The 17,201-nt window shown below is 68.8% G+C and carries 19 protein-coding genes; 15 read left to right on the top strand and 4 right to left on the bottom strand.

Features of this window, described 5'->3' with window-relative positions; all coding sequences use genetic code 11:
• Window positions 1-248: 248 nt before the first annotated feature.
• Both FCU40_RS01290 and FCU40_RS01285 read left to right on the top strand, forming a co-directional pair.
• A complete protein-coding gene (locus FCU40_RS01290) occupies window positions 249-2,027 on the top strand; it encodes a feruloyl-CoA synthase (protein ID WP_168072390.1) in 1,779 nt (592 codons plus the stop codon).
• A gap of 120 nt (window positions 2,028-2,147) precedes the next feature.
• Complete coding sequence (locus FCU40_RS01285; protein ID WP_168072389.1) at window positions 2,148-3,689, top strand: acetolactate synthase large subunit; 1,542 nt, start codon at window positions 2,148-2,150, stop codon at window positions 3,687-3,689.
• Window positions 3,690-3,746: 57 nt separating this feature from the next.
• Here the strand turns inward: FCU40_RS01285 and FCU40_RS01280 are convergent, their stop codons facing one another.
• Complete coding sequence (locus FCU40_RS01280; protein WP_168072387.1) at window positions 3,747-5,096, bottom strand: hypothetical protein; 1,350 nt, start codon at window positions 5,094-5,096, stop codon at window positions 3,747-3,749.
• A 153-nt stretch (window positions 5,097-5,249) separates the two neighbouring features.
• Between FCU40_RS01280 and FCU40_RS01275 the strand changes: the two genes are divergently transcribed.
• From FCU40_RS01275 to FCU40_RS01255, 5 genes are read left to right on the top strand one after another with little or no spacing between them, the layout of a single operon-like run.
• Window positions 5,250-6,347: an MBL fold metallo-hydrolase gene (locus tag FCU40_RS01275; RefSeq protein WP_168072385.1), complete on the top strand. Its 1,098-nt coding sequence runs from the start codon at window positions 5,250-5,252 to the stop codon at window positions 6,345-6,347.
• Between the two features lie 44 nt (window positions 6,348-6,391).
• Complete coding sequence (locus FCU40_RS01270; protein WP_168072383.1) at window positions 6,392-6,847, top strand: MarR family winged helix-turn-helix transcriptional regulator; 456 nt, start codon at window positions 6,392-6,394, stop codon at window positions 6,845-6,847.
• A 2-nt stretch (window positions 6,848-6,849) separates the two neighbouring features.
• Window positions 6,850-7,620, top strand: coding sequence for an enoyl-CoA hydratase (locus FCU40_RS01265; RefSeq protein WP_168072382.1), 771 nt, complete (start codon window positions 6,850-6,852; stop codon window positions 7,618-7,620).
• Window positions 7,621-7,656: 36 nt separating this feature from the next.
• Complete coding sequence (locus FCU40_RS01260; protein WP_168072380.1) at window positions 7,657-8,628, top strand: SDR family NAD(P)-dependent oxidoreductase; 972 nt, start codon at window positions 7,657-7,659, stop codon at window positions 8,626-8,628.
• Entirely contained in the window at window positions 8,628-9,152 is a 525-nt protein-coding gene (locus tag FCU40_RS01255) for a hypothetical protein (protein WP_168072378.1), read from the top strand. The genes FCU40_RS01260 and FCU40_RS01255 overlap by 1 nt, the downstream gene beginning before the upstream one ends.
• Window positions 9,153-9,176: 24 nt before the next feature.
• Here FCU40_RS01255 and FCU40_RS01250 read toward each other — a convergent pair whose 3' ends face one another.
• Window positions 9,177-9,527: a TfoX/Sxy family protein gene (locus tag FCU40_RS01250; RefSeq protein ID WP_168072376.1), complete on the bottom strand. Its 351-nt coding sequence runs from the start codon at window positions 9,525-9,527 to the stop codon at window positions 9,177-9,179.
• Between FCU40_RS01250 and FCU40_RS01245 the strand changes: the two genes are divergently transcribed.
• Window positions 9,517-9,999, top strand: coding sequence for a GNAT family N-acetyltransferase (locus FCU40_RS01245; RefSeq protein ID WP_168072374.1), 483 nt, complete (start codon window positions 9,517-9,519; stop codon window positions 9,997-9,999). The genes FCU40_RS01250 and FCU40_RS01245 overlap by 11 nt on opposite strands.
• Here FCU40_RS01245 and FCU40_RS01240 read toward each other — a convergent pair.
• A complete protein-coding gene (locus tag FCU40_RS01240; RefSeq protein WP_168072372.1) occupies window positions 9,991-11,259 on the bottom strand; it encodes an MFS transporter in 1,269 nt (422 codons plus the stop codon). The genes FCU40_RS01245 and FCU40_RS01240 overlap by 9 nt on opposite strands.
• Window positions 11,260-11,396: 137 nt before the next feature.
• On the opposite strand from FCU40_RS01240, the gene FCU40_RS23060 reads away from it, so the two are divergent.
• The 7 genes from FCU40_RS23060 (at window position 11,397) to FCU40_RS01210 (ending at window position 16,032) form a co-directional block, all read left to right on the top strand.
• Entirely contained in the window at window positions 11,397-11,441 is a 45-nt protein-coding gene (locus FCU40_RS23060; protein ID WP_175582050.1) for a hypothetical protein, read from the top strand.
• Window positions 11,442-11,503: 62 nt separating this feature from the next.
• Window positions 11,504-12,040: an N-acetyltransferase gene (locus FCU40_RS01235; protein ID WP_168072370.1), complete on the top strand. Its 537-nt coding sequence runs from the start codon at window positions 11,504-11,506 to the stop codon at window positions 12,038-12,040.
• 32 nt (window positions 12,041-12,072) lie between these two features.
• On the top strand, window positions 12,073-12,636 hold the full coding sequence (locus FCU40_RS01230; RefSeq protein ID WP_168072368.1) for a DUF1285 domain-containing protein: 564 nt from the start codon (window positions 12,073-12,075) through the stop codon (window positions 12,634-12,636).
• An 11-nt stretch (window positions 12,637-12,647) separates the two neighbouring features.
• Window positions 12,648-13,298, top strand: coding sequence for a CoA pyrophosphatase (locus FCU40_RS01225; protein WP_085953283.1), 651 nt, complete (start codon window positions 12,648-12,650; stop codon window positions 13,296-13,298).
• An 88-nt stretch (window positions 13,299-13,386) separates the two neighbouring features.
• Window positions 13,387-14,640: a CCA tRNA nucleotidyltransferase gene (locus FCU40_RS01220; protein ID WP_081612995.1), complete on the top strand. Its 1,254-nt coding sequence runs from the start codon at window positions 13,387-13,389 to the stop codon at window positions 14,638-14,640.
• Between the two features lies 1 nt (window position 14,641).
• The gene (locus FCU40_RS01215; protein ID WP_168072366.1) at window positions 14,642-15,346 is read left to right on the top strand and encodes a gamma-glutamyl-gamma-aminobutyrate hydrolase family protein; all 705 of its coding nucleotides are present in this window, start codon (window positions 14,642-14,644) and stop codon (window positions 15,344-15,346) included.
• Window positions 15,347-15,387: 41 nt separating this feature from the next.
• A complete protein-coding gene (locus FCU40_RS01210) occupies window positions 15,388-16,032 on the top strand; it encodes an Isoquinoline 1-oxidoreductase subunit (protein WP_175582048.1) in 645 nt (214 codons plus the stop codon).
• A 77-nt stretch (window positions 16,033-16,109) separates the two neighbouring features.
• On the opposite strand, the gene FCU40_RS01205 is transcribed toward FCU40_RS01210, so the two are convergent.
• The gene (locus tag FCU40_RS01205) at window positions 16,110-16,817 is read right to left on the bottom strand and encodes a hypothetical protein (RefSeq protein WP_168072364.1); all 708 of its coding nucleotides are present in this window, start codon (window positions 16,815-16,817) and stop codon (window positions 16,110-16,112) included.
• Window positions 16,818-17,201 lie beyond the last annotated feature (384 nt).

The following is a 17,201-nucleotide window of genomic DNA, read 5'->3' as shown; positions in this document are numbered from 1 at the left end:
GAACTTACGGGCGCTCGCGGGGCTGGACTCCGTTCGACGGCTTCGAATCCTCCGTGTTCAAAGCCACCCGCCATCGGATAACGACCGCGCGCAGTGTCTGGCTTCGTCGAAACGGTACTTACAAACGCTCCGGGCGTCGCCCAGGCGCTCCGCGTCCTTTTCCATACCCCTTCAGCGGTTGGCCACGTGAAGCGGCGATGTCGCGCCCCGATTGAACAGCCTTATGACCCGCGACATAACTAGAGGTCATGAACGCGCCCCACACCGCTCCCTTCCGCGACGCCCGCTACGCGCCCCGCGCGCTGCAGGTCGAACGCCGGGGCGACGCGCTGATCCTGCGCAATCCGATGCCCTATTCGGACGCGGTCCAGACCACGACCGCGCCGTTGGCGCGCTGGGCCGCCGAGGCGCCGGAAAGGGTCTGGCTGGCCGAGCGTGACGGGGCGGGCTGGCGGACGGTGACGTTCGGCGAGGCGCAGCGCCAGGTCGCGGCCCTGGCTGGCGGGCTGGCGGGCCTGGGCCTAGCGCGAGGCCGGCCGTTGCTGATCCTGGCTCGCAACGGCGTCGACCATGCGCTGGTCAGCTATGGCGCCATGGGTCTGGGCGCGCCGATCGCGCCGGTCTCGCCGCAGTACGGCCTGAGGGGCGCGGACCTGACGCGTCTCCAGCACGCTGTCGATCGCCTTAAGCCCGCCGCCGTCTATGCGGACGACGCCGAGGCGTTCGGCGACGCCCTGGCCGCGCCGTTCCTGGCCGGTCTGCCGACGATCGTCAGCCGGAGCCCCCGCCCTGGCGACATCGCCTTCGTCGATCTGCTGGCCAGCGCCCCCGTCGCGCCCGTGGCCCAGCCGGACGACATCGCCAAGCTGCTGCTGACCTCCGGCTCGACAGGCAAGCCCAAGGCCGTGCTCTGCACCCACGCCAACATCGCCCTGAACGCGGCCCAGATCGAGGCCTGCTACGCCGATCCCGATCCGCCGGTGCTGGTCAATTCCGCGCCCTGGAGCCACAGCCTGGGCGCCAACGCCATCCTGCACATGGTGCTGCACCGGGGCGGGACGCTGTATATCGACGCCGGCCAGCCGGTGCCCGGCCGCTTCGACGAAACGGTGCGGAACCTGCGGGAGGTGGCGACCACCTATCACAACATGGTGCCGGCCGGCTGGGCCATGCTGATCGGCGAGCTGGAGCGCGACGAGGCCCTGGCCGCCAAGTTCTTCCAGACGGTGCGGGTGCTGCAATACGGCGGGGCGTCGATGGCCCAGTCGATCCTCGACCGCGTGCAGGCCGTGGCGGTTAAGACGGTGGGCGAGCGGATCACCTTCGCCGCCGGCTATGGCGCGACCGAAACCGGGCCGACGGCCTGCAACATCCACTGGCTGAACGCGCGCTCGGGGATGGTCGGCCTGCCGACGCCCGGCACCGCCGTGAAGCTGGTCCCGGCCGGAGAGGGCGGCAAGTTCGAGATCCGCGTCCAGGGACCGCAGGTCTCGCCCGGCTATCTCGACCAGCCCGAGGCGACCGCCCAGGCCTTCGACGAGGACGGTTTCTATCGCCTCGGCGACGCCGCGCGGCTGGCCGATCCCGAGGACCCGTCGGCGGGCCTCGTCTTCGATGGGCGGCTGGTGGAGAACTTCAAGCTGGCCAGCGGCGCCTTCGTCGCGGCCGGGGCGCTGCGGGTCGCGGCGGTCTCGGCGATCGGCGGCCTGGTGTCGGACGCGGTGGTCTGCGGCGAGGGCCAGGAGGGCGTCGGTCTGATGCTGTTCCTCGACGCCAAGGCCTGCGCGGCCTTCGGCGGCCCGGCGCGCGAGGCGATCGCCGAGCGGCTGAGGGCCTTCAATCTCGCCGCCAAGGGCGGGACCGGGCGGATCGCCCGCGCCCTGATCCTGGACGGCGCGCCCGACGCGGCCAGCGGCGAGCTGACCGACAAGGGCTATATCAACCAGGCCCTGGCCCGCGATCGGCGGCCCGGCGAACTGGCCCGCCTGTTCGCGGACAATCCGGATGAGGGCGTCATGGTGTTCTGACGCCATGACGAAACCCTCGTCCTTCGACAGGCTCGGGACGAGGATTTCGGGTGCGCGCCAGGCGCCGTCATCCGAGCCTTTAGAATACGAGGGCGGACCCGCCGCCTGGAGAGGAAGCACATGAACGGCGCCGACGCCCTGATCACCACCCTGGCCGACAACGGCGTCACCGCCTGCTTCGCCAATCCCGGCACCAGCGAGATGCAGTTCGTCTCGGCCTTGGATCGCGAGCCTAGAATGCGGTCGATTCTCTGCCTGTTCGAGGGCGTGGCGACCGGCGCCGCCGACGGCTATGGCCGCATGGCGGGCAAGCCGGCCTGCACCCTGCTGCACCTGGGCCCCGGCTACGCCAATGGCGCGGCCAATCTGCACAACGCCCGCCGGGCCTTCACGCCGGTGGTCAACGTCATCGGCGACCACGCCACCTATCACCGAGACTTCGACGCGCCGCTGAACAGCGACATCGCCGCCTTGGCCGCGCCCAATTCGCTGTGGGTCAAGTCGGCCGAGAGCGCCGACGCGGTCGGACCGCTGGCCGCCGAGGCGATCACGGCCAGCCATGGAACGCCCGGCGGCAACGCCTGCCTGATCCTGCCCGCCGACGCGGCCTGGAACCCGGCGACCGTCAAGGGGCCCGTGGTGACGCCGCCGGCCTTCGCCGCGCCCGACCTGGCCGCCGTCGAGGCCGTCGCCAAGGCCCTGGGCTTGGCCAAGAAGCCGGTGCTGCTGCTGGGCTCGGGCGCGTGCGGCGAGGTCGCTCTGGCGGCGGCCGGGCGCTTGGCCGCCCACGGCGTCCGCGTGCTGACCGACACCTTCACGGCCCGCCAGGCGCGGGGCGAGGGGCGCTTCCGCCCCGATAAGCTGCCCTATTTCGGCGAGCAGGCCCTGAAGGACCTGGAGGGTGTCGACCTGATGGTCCTGGTCGCGACCCAGCGTCCGGTGGCCTTCTTCGCCTATCCGGACCGGCCCAGCGTGCTCGTTCCGGAAGGCTGCTCGCTCGAAACCCTGTGCGGTCGCGAGGTCGACGCGGCGGCGGCGCTCGACGCCCTGGCCGACGCGGTTGGCGCGCCGGCGATGGCGACGGGCGAGGCCTATGCCGTTCCCGACGCCCCGGCCGGGCGGCTGGACGCCTGGGCCATCGGCGCGTCGATCGCCCGCCACATGCCGGCCCAGACGGTGATCTCCGACGACGCGGTGACGGCGGGCCTGCCGATCTTCACCCAGACCAAGTCGGCGCGGGCGCACGACTGGCTCTCCCTGACCGGCGGCGCGATCGGCCAGGGCATCCCGCTGGCGATCGGCGCGGCCGTGGCCTGTCCGGACCGCAAGGTCCTGGCCCTGACCGGCGACGGGGCGGGGATGTACACCGTCCAAGGGCTCTGGACGCTGGTCCGCGAGCGGCTGGACGTGACGGTGGTGGTCTTCGCCAACCACGCCTACCGCATCCTGGGCATCGAGCTGGGGCGCACCGGCGCGGGCAATCCGGGGCCGGCGGCCTCGAAGCTGCTGGACCTGGGCGATCCGCGCATCGACTGGGTCCAGGTGGCGCGGGGCATGGGAATGGACGCCGAGCGGGCCGAGACCGCCGAAGCCTTCGACGACGCTTTCGCCCGGGCGATGGCGGCGTCGGGGCCTCGGCTGATCGAAGCGGCGATGGGCTAAGAAAAAAGCCCGCCGGATCGCTCCGGCGGGCCTCGTTCCTAGGCTTTCAAGCTGGGATCAGCTCTTGACCTTGTTGGTCGGCAGCTTGCAGCCGCCGCCGATGCCCTTGGCCTGCACGCAGGACAGGAACTCCTTGGCGGCAGGCTTGGCCACGCCGACCGGGTAGCCCAGGACCCAGCCCGGCAGGCCGTCCGAGCAGGCGACCTCGACGAAGCCCTCGCTGTCGTTCGAGCCCATGACGCGGACGTCCGAGACCTGGCACGAGGCCTTGTTGAAGCCCTTCAGGTCGTTGGTCAGGCGGGCGTACTGGGTTTCCTTCTTGGTGAAGGTGCAGCGGTAGCCGTTGAACTCGGCGGTCAGGCAGTCATAGACGGTGCCGCCGGTGGCGGTGAAGATCGCGATGCCGCCGACGTCGCTGCCCTTGCACTTCAGCTCGACGACTTCCTTCTTGGGGTCGTTGCTGGGCAGCATGCCGTACTTTTCGACGTCGCAGGGGAAGCCGGCCTTGGTGGCCAGCTTGGTGTAGAGGCCGGCCGCTTCGGTCTGGGCCGCCACGGCGTCGGTCATGGTGCAGCCGCCGCCGACGAAGCCGGCCTGGGCGCACGGGATGGCGCGGGCGAAGGCGCCGGTGGCCGAGGTCTGCTGGTACATGTAGCCCTTGCCGTCCTGGCAGGCGACTTCGAAGTAGTTGTCGGTCTTGGTGCTGAGGACGTAGCGCTTGTCCTTGATGGCGCAGTTCGTGCCCGCGCCGGCGTTCAGCGTGTCGACGACCTGCAGCTGGGTCTGACGGTTGGTCAGCTTGCAGCTGATGTTGCCGCCTTCCTCATACAGCAGGCAGCTGTTGACCACGACCTCGCCGGCCAGGTTCATCGGGGCGGCGGTCTGGACCACGTAGCCGGCGCCGCCCTTACAGGCGACTTCGAAATACGAGTTCTTGGTCGACGAGCCGATGGCGCGGGCGTTTTCCACGTCGCAGGTCACGCCGGCCTTCTTGACGTAGGGGGCCAGGGCCGCGCCGGGGTTGGCGTTGCCGGGCAGGATACAGGCCAGGCCGCCTTGCTTGCCGTCGGCCTGCGGCGCGCTCGATTCCAGGCAGCTATAGAGCTGCGGCGCGGCGTCCTTCTTGGCGATGGCGGCGAAGCCCATGCCTTCGCTACAGGCGACTTCGTAGTACTTCGAACCGGACTTGGCGTCCGCGCCGATATAGCGGGCGTCCGAAACCGTGCAGCCGGCGCCGCTGGCCTGAATGACGGCCGGGGCTTCCTTCATGCCCTGCTCGCGCGCCTTGGCGTCGATGGCGGGCTTGCCCTTCTCTTCCTTCGGCGCCGAAATGACGGCGGCCGGAATGAGAATGGCGACCGCGAGGGCGGCCGACAGGCCGATCGCGAAAGGCCTCATGGGAAACATCTCCTGGGTGGATTCCTCGCGCGGACATAAGCGCGTGCTTGCATCGGGGGTCAAGATACCGTCCGACATAGGCGCGTTGATGGCTGGGTCCGGACGCGAAAAATGGGTCGGATCAACGACAAGCGCCGGTTGAGCGGCGGAAGAAGGGACGGAATGCGCGACGGGTTCGAGGATGACGGCGGCCGGGAGCCGCCCAAGGGACGGCTGGTCTATCCGTTCGAGACAGCGCCGGAGCAGGGCTCTGGCCAGGCCGTCGAGGTCGCCCCGGGCGTCCTTTGGTTGAGGATGCCGCTGGGCGGCTCGCTGCAATTCATCAATGTCTGGGCCATCGCCGACGGCGAGGGCTGGGCGGTGGTGGACACCGGCCTTCAGACCCGCGAGACCAGCCAGGCCTGGCGCGCGGCCTTCGCCGACGCCCTGGGCGGCAAGCCGATCACCCGCGTGATCGTCACTCATCTACACCCCGATCATATCGGCCTGGCCGGCTGGATGACCCGCAAGTTCGACTGCCGCCTGTGGATGACCCGGCTGGAATATTTCCAGTGCCGCATGTTGGTCGCCGACACCGGGCGCGAGGCGCCCGAGGACGGGGTGCGGTTCTTCCACGCCGCCGGCTGGGACGAGGACGCCATCGAAAACTACAAGGCCCGCTTCGGCGGCTTCGGCAAGGCGATCTACGCCCTGCCCGACAGCTATCGGCGGCTCAGCGACGGCGAGGATTTCGAGATCGGCGGCAAGACCTGGCGGGTGGTGACCGGCCAGGGACACTCGCCCGACCACGCCTGCCTGTGGTGCCCCGAGCTGAACGTGCTGATCTCGGGCGACCAGGTGCTGCCGCGCATCTCGTCGAACGTCTCGGTGTTCCCGACCGAGCCGGACGCCGATCCGTTGAGCGACTGGCTGCGCTCGCTGGCCAAGGTCAAGGCGACCGTGCCCGACGAAGTGATCGTCCTGCCGGCTCACAACGACCCGTTCGAGGGGCTGCACACCCGCATCGACGCCCTGATCTCGGGGCACGAGCGCGGCCTGGCGCGGCTGGAGAAGAAGCTGGCCGAGCCCAAGCGCGTGGTCGACACCTTCGGCGCGCTGTTCGCCCGGCCGATCGGCCCCGATCTTCTGGGCATGGCGACGGGCGAGGCGCTGGCGCATCTCAACTGCCTGATCGGCCGAGGCCGGGTCCGGCGCGACATCGACGCCGACGGGGTGGCCTGGTACGCGCCGATCGCGGGGACGATTTCTAGCGAGGACTAGAAACGCACGTTTGACATTTCGCATGTGAAATATAGGCTGGGCGCATGTCCGTTCAGCCTGATCCCCAGAAGCCCGACCGGCGTCTCATCTTCCTGCTCAACGCCGGCCACCGGCGCGTGCAGCGCTGGATCGAGGCCAAGATGGCCGCCAAGGGCGGCCTGACCGCCGCCCAGTCGGGCGTGCTGTTCTTTCTGGGCGAGCGTGACGGGGCCTTGATCGGCGAGGCGGCCGACGCCCTGGACCTGGCGCCCTCGGCCATGACCGGCCTGATCGACCGCATGACCCGGGCCGAACTGGTCGAGCGCCACGCCGATCCGAAGGACGGCCGGGCCATGCGTCTGCGCCTCACCGACAAGGGCCGCGCCGCCCACGAAGCCGCCAAGGCGGGCCTGGACGGCCTCAACGCCCACCTGACCGAGGGCTTCACCCCCGAGGAGATCGGGGTGGTCGCCCGCTGGCTGGGCAGTCTTCAGACCAAGTTCCCCAAGGGAGAGTGCTAGACGTGACCGATCATGTGAAGGTCGAGGTCGAGGCGGGCGTGATGACCATCACCCTGGCCCGTCCGGAAAAGAAGAACGCCCTCTCCAACGCCATGTACGGCGTGCTGGCCGACAGTCTGGAGGCGGCCGAGAAGGACCCGGCGATCCGCGTCGTGGTGTTCCAGGCCGATGGCGACAGCTTCACGGCCGGCAACGACCTGCAGGACTTCGCCGCCCAGGCCTCGGGCGCCTTCACCGGCGAGCGGCATGTCGGCCGCTTTCTGAAGGCCCTGGCCCACGCCACCCGACCGCTGGTCGCCGCCGTTCAGGGCCAGGCCGTGGGCGTGGGCACGACGATGCTGCTGCACTGCGACCTCGTCTATGTGTCGCCCGACGCCAGGCTGTCGACGCCGTTCGTGAACCTGGCCCTGGTGCCGGAGGCCGCGTCGAGCTGGCTGCTGCCGGCCCGCGTGGGCCACGCTCGCGCCTACGCCATGTTCGCCCTGGGCGAGGCGGTCGACGGCGCCACGGCGGTGGCCTGGGGCCTCGCCAATGGTTCGGCCGAGCTGGGCGACCTGCGGGCCCGCGCCCGCGCGGCCGCCGATCAGCTGGCCAAGCGTCCGCTGGGCGCGCTGACCATCACCAAGCGCCTGATGCGCGACGCCGAGAAGATCGCCGAGCTGATGGACGCCGAGGGCGCGCTGTTCGGCGAACGCCTCAAGACCGCCGAGGCCCGCGAGGCCTTCATGGCCTTCATGGAGCGCCGGCCGCCCGATTTCACGAAAGTCGGCTAAGCTCACCCCAATAACCAACGATCTGGGAGGATCGACATGGCGGAACGGATCACCTCGCCCTTCGGGGCGAAGTCCACGGCGCGCGAGGTCGTCGCGGGCCATGACCTTTCGGGCAAGGTGGCGATCGTCACCGGCGCGGCGACCGGCATCGGCGTCGAGACGGCGCGGGCCCTGGCCCTGGCGGGCGCGGAGGTGATCATCGCCGCCCGCAAGCCGGATCTGGGCGAAGAGGTCGCCAACGCGATCAACGCGGAGGCCGGCCTCAAGCGCGCCAGCTTCGGCATGGTCGACCTGGCCAGCCTCGACTCGATCCGTCACTTCGCCCACGTCTGGGGCGATCGGCCCATCGATCTGCTGATCAACAACGCCGGCGTCATGGCCAGCCCGCTGATGCGCACGGTCGACGGGTTCGAAATGCAGTTCGGCACCAACCATCTGGGCCATTTCCTGCTGTCGACCTTGCTGGCGCCCAACCTGGTCGCGGCGGCCAAGGCGTCGGGCAAGCGCGCGCGGCTGGTCTCGCTGTCGTCGATCGGTCATCGTCGCTCGGGCGTGAACTTCGACGACCCGAACTACCAGCATCGCGACTACGACAAGTGGGAAGCCTACGGCCAGGCCAAGACGGCCAACAGCCTGTTCGCGGTCGGCTTCGACAAGCGGTTCAAGGACCACGGCGTCAACGCCAACGCCGTCATGCCCGGCGGCATCATGACCCCGCTGCAGCGCCACATGACCCTCGACGAGCAGCGCGCCATGGGTTGGCTGGACGAGAACGACAAGCCGCGCGAGGGCTTCAAGACCACCGAGCAGGGCGCGGCGACCAGCGTCTGGGCCGCCGTGGGCGCCGAGCTGGACGGCGTTGGCGGGCTCTATCTCGAGGACTGCGCCCAGGCGGTTCCGTGGAGCAAGGACCACCCCTGGAACGGCGTCATGCCGCACGCTCTCGATCCCGAGGCGGCGGACCGGCTGTGGGCGCTGTCGGAGGCCTTGGTCGGGACCAAGGCCTGATGGACCGGCGCGTTGTCCTGCGCCTGGCGGGCCGCGCCGCCGTCGCGGGCGCGGTGATCGACGTGCTGGGCCCGGCGATCTATCCGCGCCTGGCCGAGCCGTGGCCGCATCTGATCTATGTCGCCATCGATCTGCTGCTTCTTCTGGCGATGCTGGGCGTCTGGTCGGCGAGCCAAAAGGCGACCAGCCCGCTGGGGCTTGCCGGCTTCGTCATCGCGGTGCTCGGCGTGATGCTGGTGCGAACCTCTTCGGCCAAGATCTTTGGCGAGGGCTCCTACATGATCGCCACCGCGGTCTGGTCGATCGGCATGGCGATCTGGAGCGCGGACCTGTTTCGCGCCAAGGCCCTGTTCCGAAAGGCGGGCGGGCTGTGGATTCTGGCCTTGGCGCTCGGGCTCGCGACGATGGCTATCAAGGTCGAGGGCCTGGCTTCGCATCTGCCCAAGCTGGCTTTCTCTGGCGGCTTCGTCGCGGCGGGCTTGGACCTGTTCAAGGCCGCGCGCGGCGGGCCAGAACGGGCATAGGTCCGCGCCGGCCGCCGTGTCGCCTCAGCGCTTCTTCTTGCCCGCCGCCGCGCGGGCCGCGACCTCCAGCGACTGGCGGGCCCAGTCCAGCAGGCTTTCCTGGTCGTCCAGCGCCTCGGCTGGGACGGTCCAGTAGGCCATGGGCTTGTCGTGGCCGAACGGCGCGAAGGCTTGGGAGCCGGCCGCCTCGAACGCGACCTTCAAGGCGTCGTCGCCCTTGAAATAGAGCACGTCGTCGGCGATCAGCGCGAAGAACAGCCCATTCGCATAGACCCCGACTCCGCCGAACATCCGGCGCGAGGCGACGTGGCCCAGCGGGGCCAGCTGCTCCAGAACGAAGTCCAGATAGTCCGAAGAGACCGCCATGACCGTCACCGTCCGTTCCGCGACGCCCGCCGACGCCGCCCTGATCCACCAGTTCATCCTCGATCTGGCGGACTATGAAAAGCTGCTCGACACGGTGCGGGCCACCGAGGCCGACACCGCCGCGGCGCTGTTCGGTCCCGAGGCTCGCGTGTTCGCCGATATCGCCGAGCTGGACGGCCAGCCGGTCGGATTCGCCCTGTGGTTCTACAACTACTCGACCTTCGTCGGCCGCCACGGGATCTATCTGGAGGACCTGTTCGTCCGGCCCTCGGCGCGCGGCGCGGGGGCGGGCAAGGCCCTGCTGTCGGCCCTGGCCAAGCGCTGCGTGGATGAGGACCTGGGCCGCCTGGAATGGTCGGTGCTGGACTGGAACGCGCCGTCGATCGCCTTCTACGACAGCCTGGGCGCGGCCTCGATGGACGAATGGATCATCCGACGCCTGACCGGCGAGAACATCCGCAAGCTGGCCGGCCTATTCTAGCCGGTCGGCCTTGCGCAGCTCGGGGAACAGGAAGGCCCACAGGGCGGTGACCGCCATGGCCCCGACGCCGCCGAACACCGCCGCGCCGATCGGACCCAGCAGCCAGGCCGCCGCGCCGCTCTCGACCTCGCCCAGTTCGTTGGAGGCGCCGATGAACACGCCCGAGACGGCGGCGACCCGGCCGCGCATGGCGTCCGGCGTGACGATCTGCACCAGGGTCTGGCGGACATAAACCGAGAGCATGTCGGCGCCGCCCAGCACCGCCAGGGCTCCGACCGACAGCCATTCCAGCTTGGAGAGGCCGAAGATGGCGGTGGCGAGGCCGAAGACGGCGACGCCGCCGAACATGATCCGGCCGGCGTGGCGGCGGATCGGCTGGCTGGCTAGATAGACGCCCACCACGCACGCCCCGATCGCCGGGGCGGCGCGCAGCAGCCCAAAGCCGCCGGGGCCGATGTGCAGCACGTCCTTGGCGAACACCGGCAGCAGGGCCGTGGCCCCGCCCAGGATCACGGCGAACAGGTCGAGCGATATCGAGCCGAAGACGATCTTGTTGTTCCAGACATAGGCCAGGCCCTCCTTGATCAGCGCCATGCGAGAGCCGGGCTGCGCCTCGGGCTTGGTCGGCTTGCGGATCATCAGGGCCAGAAGGGCGGCGACCAGATAAAGGGCGAACGAGGCGCCGAACGCCGTCGCCGACGAGTGGATCAGCAACAGTCCGCCAAGCGCCGGGCCGGCGATCGAACCGGCCTGCCACGACAGCGAGTTCCAGGCGATGGCGCGCGGCAGCAACGGGCGCGGCACCAGCATCGGACCCATGGCGCTGCTGGCCGGCGACAGGAAGGCGCGGCTGGCCCCGAACGCCACCGACACGGCGAAGATCGGCCACAGCTGATGAGACCCCGAGAGGGCCAGGGCCAGCAGCACGCCGGCGCTGATCGCGTCCAGGCCCAGGGTCACGGCGACGATCAGCTTGCGCGTCCGCCGATCGGCGGTCTCGCCGGCCGCCAGGGTCAGCAGGAACAACGGCAGGAACTGCGCCAGGCCGATCATGCTGACCATGAAGGCCGACTCGCCGACCGTGTGGGTGCGGCGGGCGATGTCATAGACCTGCCAGCCCAGGGCCACCGACTGGATCTGCACCCCCAGGGTGGAGACGAAGCGCGCCACCCAGAAAAGCAAGAAGTCACGTTCCCGCAACAGGGCGCGGTTAGACGTGTCGGGGGCGGCGTCTTCGGCCGGAGAAGCTTGGTCGGACATGGCGCGCCGAACATAGGGCCAAGCCGCCGCGCCGCAACGTTATTGACCGGAGAAACTCAAGGCCCTACAGCGCCCGCATATTTGAAGCCCTCGGGCGTGGCGCCGGCCATGCTCGATTGTCCCGAAGGGATGCGGGTATGCGACGCCTGCGACGAATGATGCGCGAACGCGCCACGATCTGACGCCTCTCCCACGCGCCTTCGCGTCGGGAGCTCCCCGACGCCCTTTCGCATTTCGAAGGCCGATGACCTCTTCCGTTCAAAAGACCGCTTCCGCCGAGGCCGCCTATCCGCCGCTGGTCCGCGAGACCCCGGAGATGGAGGCCGCCGTCACCCGCCTGATCGACCGGGTGTTCGGCCCCGGCCGCTTCGCCAAGTCGTCCGAGCGGCTGCGCGAGGGCAATACCCTGTTGGCCGACTGTTCGTTCGTGGCCTTGCGCGGCGGCCAGCCCGTCGGCTGCTGCCGCATGTGGCCCGTGACGGTCGGCGGCGAGCCGGTGGCCTTCCTGGGGCCCTTGGCCGTCGATCCGGACGAGCGGAGCGCGGGCCTGGGCCAGGCTCTGGTGGAAAGCGCCGTCGAGGCCGCTCGCGCCGCCGGCTGGCGGGCCGTGCTGCTGGTCGGCGACGGTCCTTATTTCGGCCGGGTCGGCTTCGCCAACACCCATTCCGCCGGGATCGTCATGCCCGGCCCGGTGGACCAGCGCCGCGTGCTGCTGTTGCCGTTGCGGCAAGGCGGCGATCAGCAACTCTCGGGCCTGGTGGCGATCGATCCTCGGGCTTGAGGGGAAGGGCCTAAGGGCCTAACTGGTCAGCGATGACCGAGGCATCCCCCAAGACTGGTCTGGACGGCGTCGCCTCGGCGGCCAAGGCCGCCAGCGCGCGCGGCCTGCCGCCGGTCCACCTGTGGAACCCGCCTCACTGCGGCGAGATCGACATCCGCATCCGCAAGGACGGGGTCTGGTTCCATGAGGGAACGCCCATCGGCCGCGAGGCCCTGGTGCGCCTGTTCTCGACCGTGCTGCGCCTCGACCCCGACGGCTATCATCTGGTCACGCCGGTCGAGAAGATGAGGATCACGGTCGAGGACGCGCCGTTCATCGCCACGCGCGTCGACCGGATCGGCGAGGCCCTGGTGTTCCAGACCAATGTCGGCGACGCCGTCGAGGCCGGACCCGACAACGCAATCCGCGTGGAGATCGACGCCGCGACGGGCGAGCCGCGCCCCTATGTCCATGTCCGGCGGGGCCTGGAGGCCCTGATCGCTCGCCCGGTCTTCTACGAGCTGGCCGAGATGGCCACGCAACGGGGCGACGTCTGGGGCGTGAGCTCGAATGGGGCGTTCTTCCCGATCGCTTCGCCGGGGGGCGCGTCGGCATGAGCCTCGGGGACCTGAAGGGGAGCGAGCGGCGCGCCTGGATCGCCAGCCGCCTGCACCCGATCGAGCGCTACGACCCCAGCCTGGCCAATCCGAGGAAGTCCGACTACGACCTCAATCCGGGGCTGAAGGTCGACAACCCGCACGCCCTGCGTCCCGCCGCGGTGCTGGTCGGCCTGGTCGAGCATGACGACGGCATGACCGTGCTGCTCACCCGCCGGGCCGACACCCTGCGCAGCCATACCGGCCAGATCGCCTTTCCGGGCGGGCGCTGCGACCCCGGGGAGCTGCCCTGGCAGACGGCCCTGCGCGAGGCCCAGGAGGAGGTGGGGCTGGACCCGGCCCGTGTCGCCCTGGCCGGCCTGCTGCACGGCTATCAGACGGTGACGGGCTTTCACGTGACGCCGGTGGTCGGCTTCATCGATCCGAAGGCGACCTTCACGCCCAGCCCCGAGGAAGTGGCCGACGTCTTCGAGACGCCGTTCGACTTTCTGATGGACCCGGCCAACCATCAGCGGCAATCGCGGGAGGCTCCGACCGGCGGGCGTCGTCATTTCTATGCGATGCCATGGAACGACCGCTACATCTGGGGCGCGACGGCGGGAATGCTGCGGTCCTTGTACGAGGCCCTCCACGACGACGCCGGGCAAGCGCTCTCCGAATAGAGTGTTTGCCATCTGGTGAAATAGCCGCCTTCTGGCCTAACAATGGCGCCCCTTGGGGGGACCAAGACGCGTGAGTGGGAGTCAGGCGTTGAATACTGTTTCAATCGGCGTGCAGCCATGGATGGCGCTGCCGGAGACCCGGGCGGTCATCGCCGCGCTGGAGGCGCGCGGCTATGCCGGCTGCGCCCGCTTTGTCGGCGGCTGCGTGCGCAACGCGGTGATGGGCAAGCCGATCGACGACATCGACATCGCCACCACCCTGACGCCCGACCTGATCATCGAGGCGCTGGAGCAGGCCGGCCTGCGCGCGATCCCGACCGGCGTCGACCACGGCACGATCACCGCCTTGTCGGGCGGCCGGCCCTACGAGATCACCACCCTGCGGCGCGACGTCTCGACCGACGGTCGCCGGGCGGTGGTGGCCTTCACCCAGGACTGGACCCAGGACGCCGAGCGCCGGGATTTCCGCTTCAACGCGCTCTATGCCGACGCCGAGGGCCGGGTCTTCGACCCGACCGGCGAGGGCGTCAACGACGCGCGCGAGGGCCGGGTGGTGTTCGTCGGCGACCCCATGACCCGCATCCGCGAGGACTATCTGCGGATCCTGCGCTTCTTCCGCTTTCAGGCCTGGTATGGCCGGGGGGAGGCCGACCAGAAGGCCCTCGCGGCCTGCAAGGCGCTGAAGGGCATGGTTTCGGGCCGCGCCGCCGAACGCACCCAGAAGGAGCTGATGAAGATGCTGGCCGCGGACGATCCGCGTCCGGCCTTCCGCCTGATGGCCGCCACCAGCGTGCTGGCCTCGATCCTGCCGTCGGTGAAGTCGCTGGCGCGTTTCGAGGCCCTGGTCGCCATCGAGACCGAGCAGCTGTTCGAGAACGACCCGAACCTGCGTCTGGCCGCCCTGATCCCGGATGATCCCAAGGTCGCCGAGCAACTGGCCGAGCGTCTGCGCCTGCCCAACAATGTCCGCGACCGGCTGGTCGACGCGGTCGGCAAGACTCCTCGGGTCGTCTCGTGGATGAGCCCGCGCGAGGCGCGCCGCGCCGTCTACGGCCTTGGCGCGCGGACCTTCTGCGACCGGGTCAAGCTGGCCTGGGCCGGTTCGGGCCGCGAGTCCGCGGCGCCCCAGTGGCGCGCCTTGCTGGCCCTGGCCGAGACCTGGACGCCGCCGGCCTTCCCGCTGTCCGGCGAGGAGGTCATGAAGGCCGGCGTGCCCAAGGGGCCCCTGGTCGGCGAGGTGATGCGCGAGATCGAGATCTGGTGGATCGACCAGGACTTCATCGAGGACAAGTTCAGCGCGATCGAGCGGCTGAAAGCGGTGGCCCAAGGGATGGCGTACTAGGATGAGGATCGGCCTGCTCGAGACCGGCGAACCGCCGGGCGATCTGCTGGACACGTATGGCAGCTATTCCTCGATGTTCGAGGCCTTGCTGGGGACGGGGTACGCCTACCGCGTCTACGACGTGCAAAAGGGCGAGCTGCCGGCCGATCCCGCCGAGAACGACGCCTATATCGTCACCGGCTCGGCGGCCGGCGTCTATGATCCTCTGCCGTGGATCGCGCCGCTGAAGGCTTTCCTGCGTCAGGCCAAGGGCGAGACGCCGCTGGTCGGGGTGTGCTTTGGCCACCAGATCATGGCCGAGGCGTTCGGCGGCAAGGTCGTCAAGTCCGACAAGGGCTGGGGCGTGGGCCTGCACGCCTATGAGGTCGCCGCCCAGGCGCCGTGGATGGACGCGGCGCGCCAAGTGGCCGTTCCGGCCTCGCACCAGGACCAGGTGGTCGAGCTGCCGCCCGGCGCGCGGGTGCTGGCCGGCAGCGCGTTCACGCCCTACGGCGTGCTGGCCTATGACGACGCCAAGGCGATCTCGATGCAGTTCCACCCGGAGTTCTCGCCGGCCTACGCCAAGGCGCTGATCGAGGCCCGGCGCGGGTCTCGCTTCACCGACGAACAGGCCGACGCCGCGATCGCCAGCCTGTCGGGGCCGAACGATCGCGAGCGCATGGCGGCCTGGATCGCGCGGTTTCTCGCCCAGGAAACCCAAGGCTAAGCTGGCGCGTTCTGGCCCTGGGCCAAAGCGGAGAACTCCTGATGCGCATCGTGTCCGTCCTGATCGTGGCCGGCGGCTTGGCCGCGGCCGGCGCCGTGATGGCCAGCGTGGCGACGTCGCCGTCCGCGCCCGCCGAGGCCTCGCCCGATACGCTGAAGACCGTCGCCAGCTTCCAGTCGATCAGGGACCCGGCCGCCCGGTCGGTCGCCCTGTTCACCGAGGCGGGCAAGGTGATCCAGAGCCCGCGCTGCCTGAACTGCCACCCGGTCCAGCGCGCCCCGACCCAGGGCGATGATCTGCATCCGCACAATCCGCCGATGGTCGCCGGCGACAGCGGCCACGGCCCCGACGGGATGCCGTGCTTCGCCTGCCATCAGCAGAAGAACGTCCCGACCTGGGGCGACAGCATCAAGAGCATTCCCGGCGATCCCAAATGGGGCCTGGCCCCGGCCGAGATGGCCTGGCAGGGCAAGTCGCTGGGCGCGATCTGCGCCCAGATCAAGAACCCGGTCACCAATGGCGGCCGCTCGCTGGCGGAGCTGCATCACCACATGGCCGAGGACCATCTGGTCGGCTGGGCCTGGAACCCCGGCGAGGGCCGCAAGCCGGCGCCGGGCGCGCAGGCCCAGTTCGGCGAACTGATCCAGGCCTGGATCGACACCGGGGCGAAGTGCCCGAAGGCTTAGGCGGTGCGCGGGTTGGACTATCCGCGATGCTTGCGAGGCGGACTCTGTTAGCGGCAAGCTAGCGGGTGCCTTTCTAACTAACCTAGAGGCGAGGCTTTATCGGGCAGTGACTCAGCCTCACCGAGTTTCAACGTGATACTCATCTGTGATCGGACTTTGGCAGGCCATGTCATGAAAATCTGGCCTGTGCGCCGAGGGCCCTTCAGGTCCGCCAGTTGGAGCCGAAACAGCCTTGCCATAGCCTTCACTTGATACTCGCCGCCCATCTCGTCAGTCACCAGCAACCATTGATAGCCATAAAAATTGGCCATCAAGCCGTAGAGGTTGCTTTGTTCGTCCATGCGAAGGTGTGCGAACGATATTGTGTTTGTGGTCGTCTCACCGACATGTGGGACGAAATAAAGCCCCTTGGGTGCTTGGAGTCCTTGTCCAAAAAGCGCAGCCACCAAAGGATCTATATCTAAATTAATTTTGGCATTGTCTGGCGTATGATCAAAAGAGGCGATATTTCCTGCCAATAATCCTAGAAATACTTTTAAAAGCCATCGCTCGAAGGCTTCCCCACTGACTAAATGGTATTCGGACCGCTCTGACCGCGAGGGTCTAGACACGTGATTAATCGCGGATAACCACGCTTTGGCGAAGCGTTGGGCGTGACTGTCCAGTGGTGCCAGCGCCTCGTTGTGGCGCTTACACAGGATCTTCGCCGTAAGTGCTTCAACTCCGTATGTCCTGGTTTCTCCCGGCGCATGCCAGCGGACTCCGCTTAAGGACAGCGTTTGCATTAGGTCCAAGACGCCACGGGAAACGTAGTGCTCACGGCTGATCTTTTCCGAACAGTCACAGGTGGATCGTGCAAAGCAACGCGGGTTGGAATAGCCAGTTTGCGGCCCAGGAGGTTGCAAGGAGGGAAATCTTACATAGGGCTCGGCGGAGTTGACGCGACAGCATCGACCGTAGGGCCTGCTTGAAAAGCCGCAGGGACAGGGGGCTGAAAGCGACCAGGGTGGATTGAAAACAACGTCTTTGGGATGCGCCATTCTAACTTTTGCCTAGATCGCCGAGGCCAATCCTCATTACTCGCCTGAAATGACGAGTATAGGCCGCAAAAGGCAACGTCGGGTTTCGGCACTGTAAGTTGACATCCCAATCGTCTGTTCGAGGGCGGA

The sequence above is a fragment of the Caulobacter sp. SSI4214 genome (genome assembly GCF_012184455.1).
Classification (GTDB): Bacteria; Pseudomonadota; Alphaproteobacteria; order Caulobacterales; family Caulobacteraceae; genus Caulobacter; species Caulobacter vibrioides_E.
The sequence above is the reverse complement of the archived record's forward strand: the minus strand, read 5'-3'. Positions and strand labels throughout refer to the sequence as shown.

Coding starts and splice junctions, on each gene's coding strand:
- FCU40_RS01275 (WP_168072385.1), top strand. CDS start 5,250: ATGCGCGACGGGTTCGAGGATGACGGCGGCCGGGAGCCGCCCAAGGGA.
- FCU40_RS01270 (WP_168072383.1), top strand. CDS start 6,392: ATGTCCGTTCAGCCTGATCCCCAGAAGCCCGACCGGCGTCTCATCTTC.
- FCU40_RS01240 (WP_168072372.1), bottom strand. CDS start 11,259: ATGTCCGACCAAGCTTCTCCGGCCGAAGACGCCGCCCCCGACACGTCT.
- FCU40_RS01245 (WP_168072374.1), top strand. CDS start 9,517: ATGACCGTCACCGTCCGTTCCGCGACGCCCGCCGACGCCGCCCTGATC.
- FCU40_RS01290 (WP_168072390.1), top strand. CDS start 249: ATGAACGCGCCCCACACCGCTCCCTTCCGCGACGCCCGCTACGCGCCC.
- FCU40_RS01280 (WP_168072387.1), bottom strand. CDS start 5,096: ATGTTTCCCATGAGGCCTTTCGCGATCGGCCTGTCGGCCGCCCTCGCG.
- FCU40_RS01230 (WP_168072368.1), top strand. CDS start 12,073: ATGACCGAGGCATCCCCCAAGACTGGTCTGGACGGCGTCGCCTCGGCG.
- FCU40_RS01235 (WP_168072370.1), top strand. CDS start 11,504: ATGACCTCTTCCGTTCAAAAGACCGCTTCCGCCGAGGCCGCCTATCCG.
- FCU40_RS01260 (WP_168072380.1), top strand. CDS start 7,657: ATGGCGGAACGGATCACCTCGCCCTTCGGGGCGAAGTCCACGGCGCGC.
- FCU40_RS01255 (WP_168072378.1), top strand. CDS start 8,628: ATGGACCGGCGCGTTGTCCTGCGCCTGGCGGGCCGCGCCGCCGTCGCG.
- FCU40_RS01285 (WP_168072389.1), top strand. CDS start 2,148: ATGAACGGCGCCGACGCCCTGATCACCACCCTGGCCGACAACGGCGTC.
- FCU40_RS01205 (WP_168072364.1), bottom strand. CDS start 16,817: ATGCAAACGCTGTCCTTAAGCGGAGTCCGCTGGCATGCGCCGGGAGAA.
- FCU40_RS01215 (WP_168072366.1), top strand. CDS start 14,642: ATGAGGATCGGCCTGCTCGAGACCGGCGAACCGCCGGGCGATCTGCTG.
- FCU40_RS01210 (WP_175582048.1), top strand. CDS start 15,388: ATGCGCATCGTGTCCGTCCTGATCGTGGCCGGCGGCTTGGCCGCGGCC.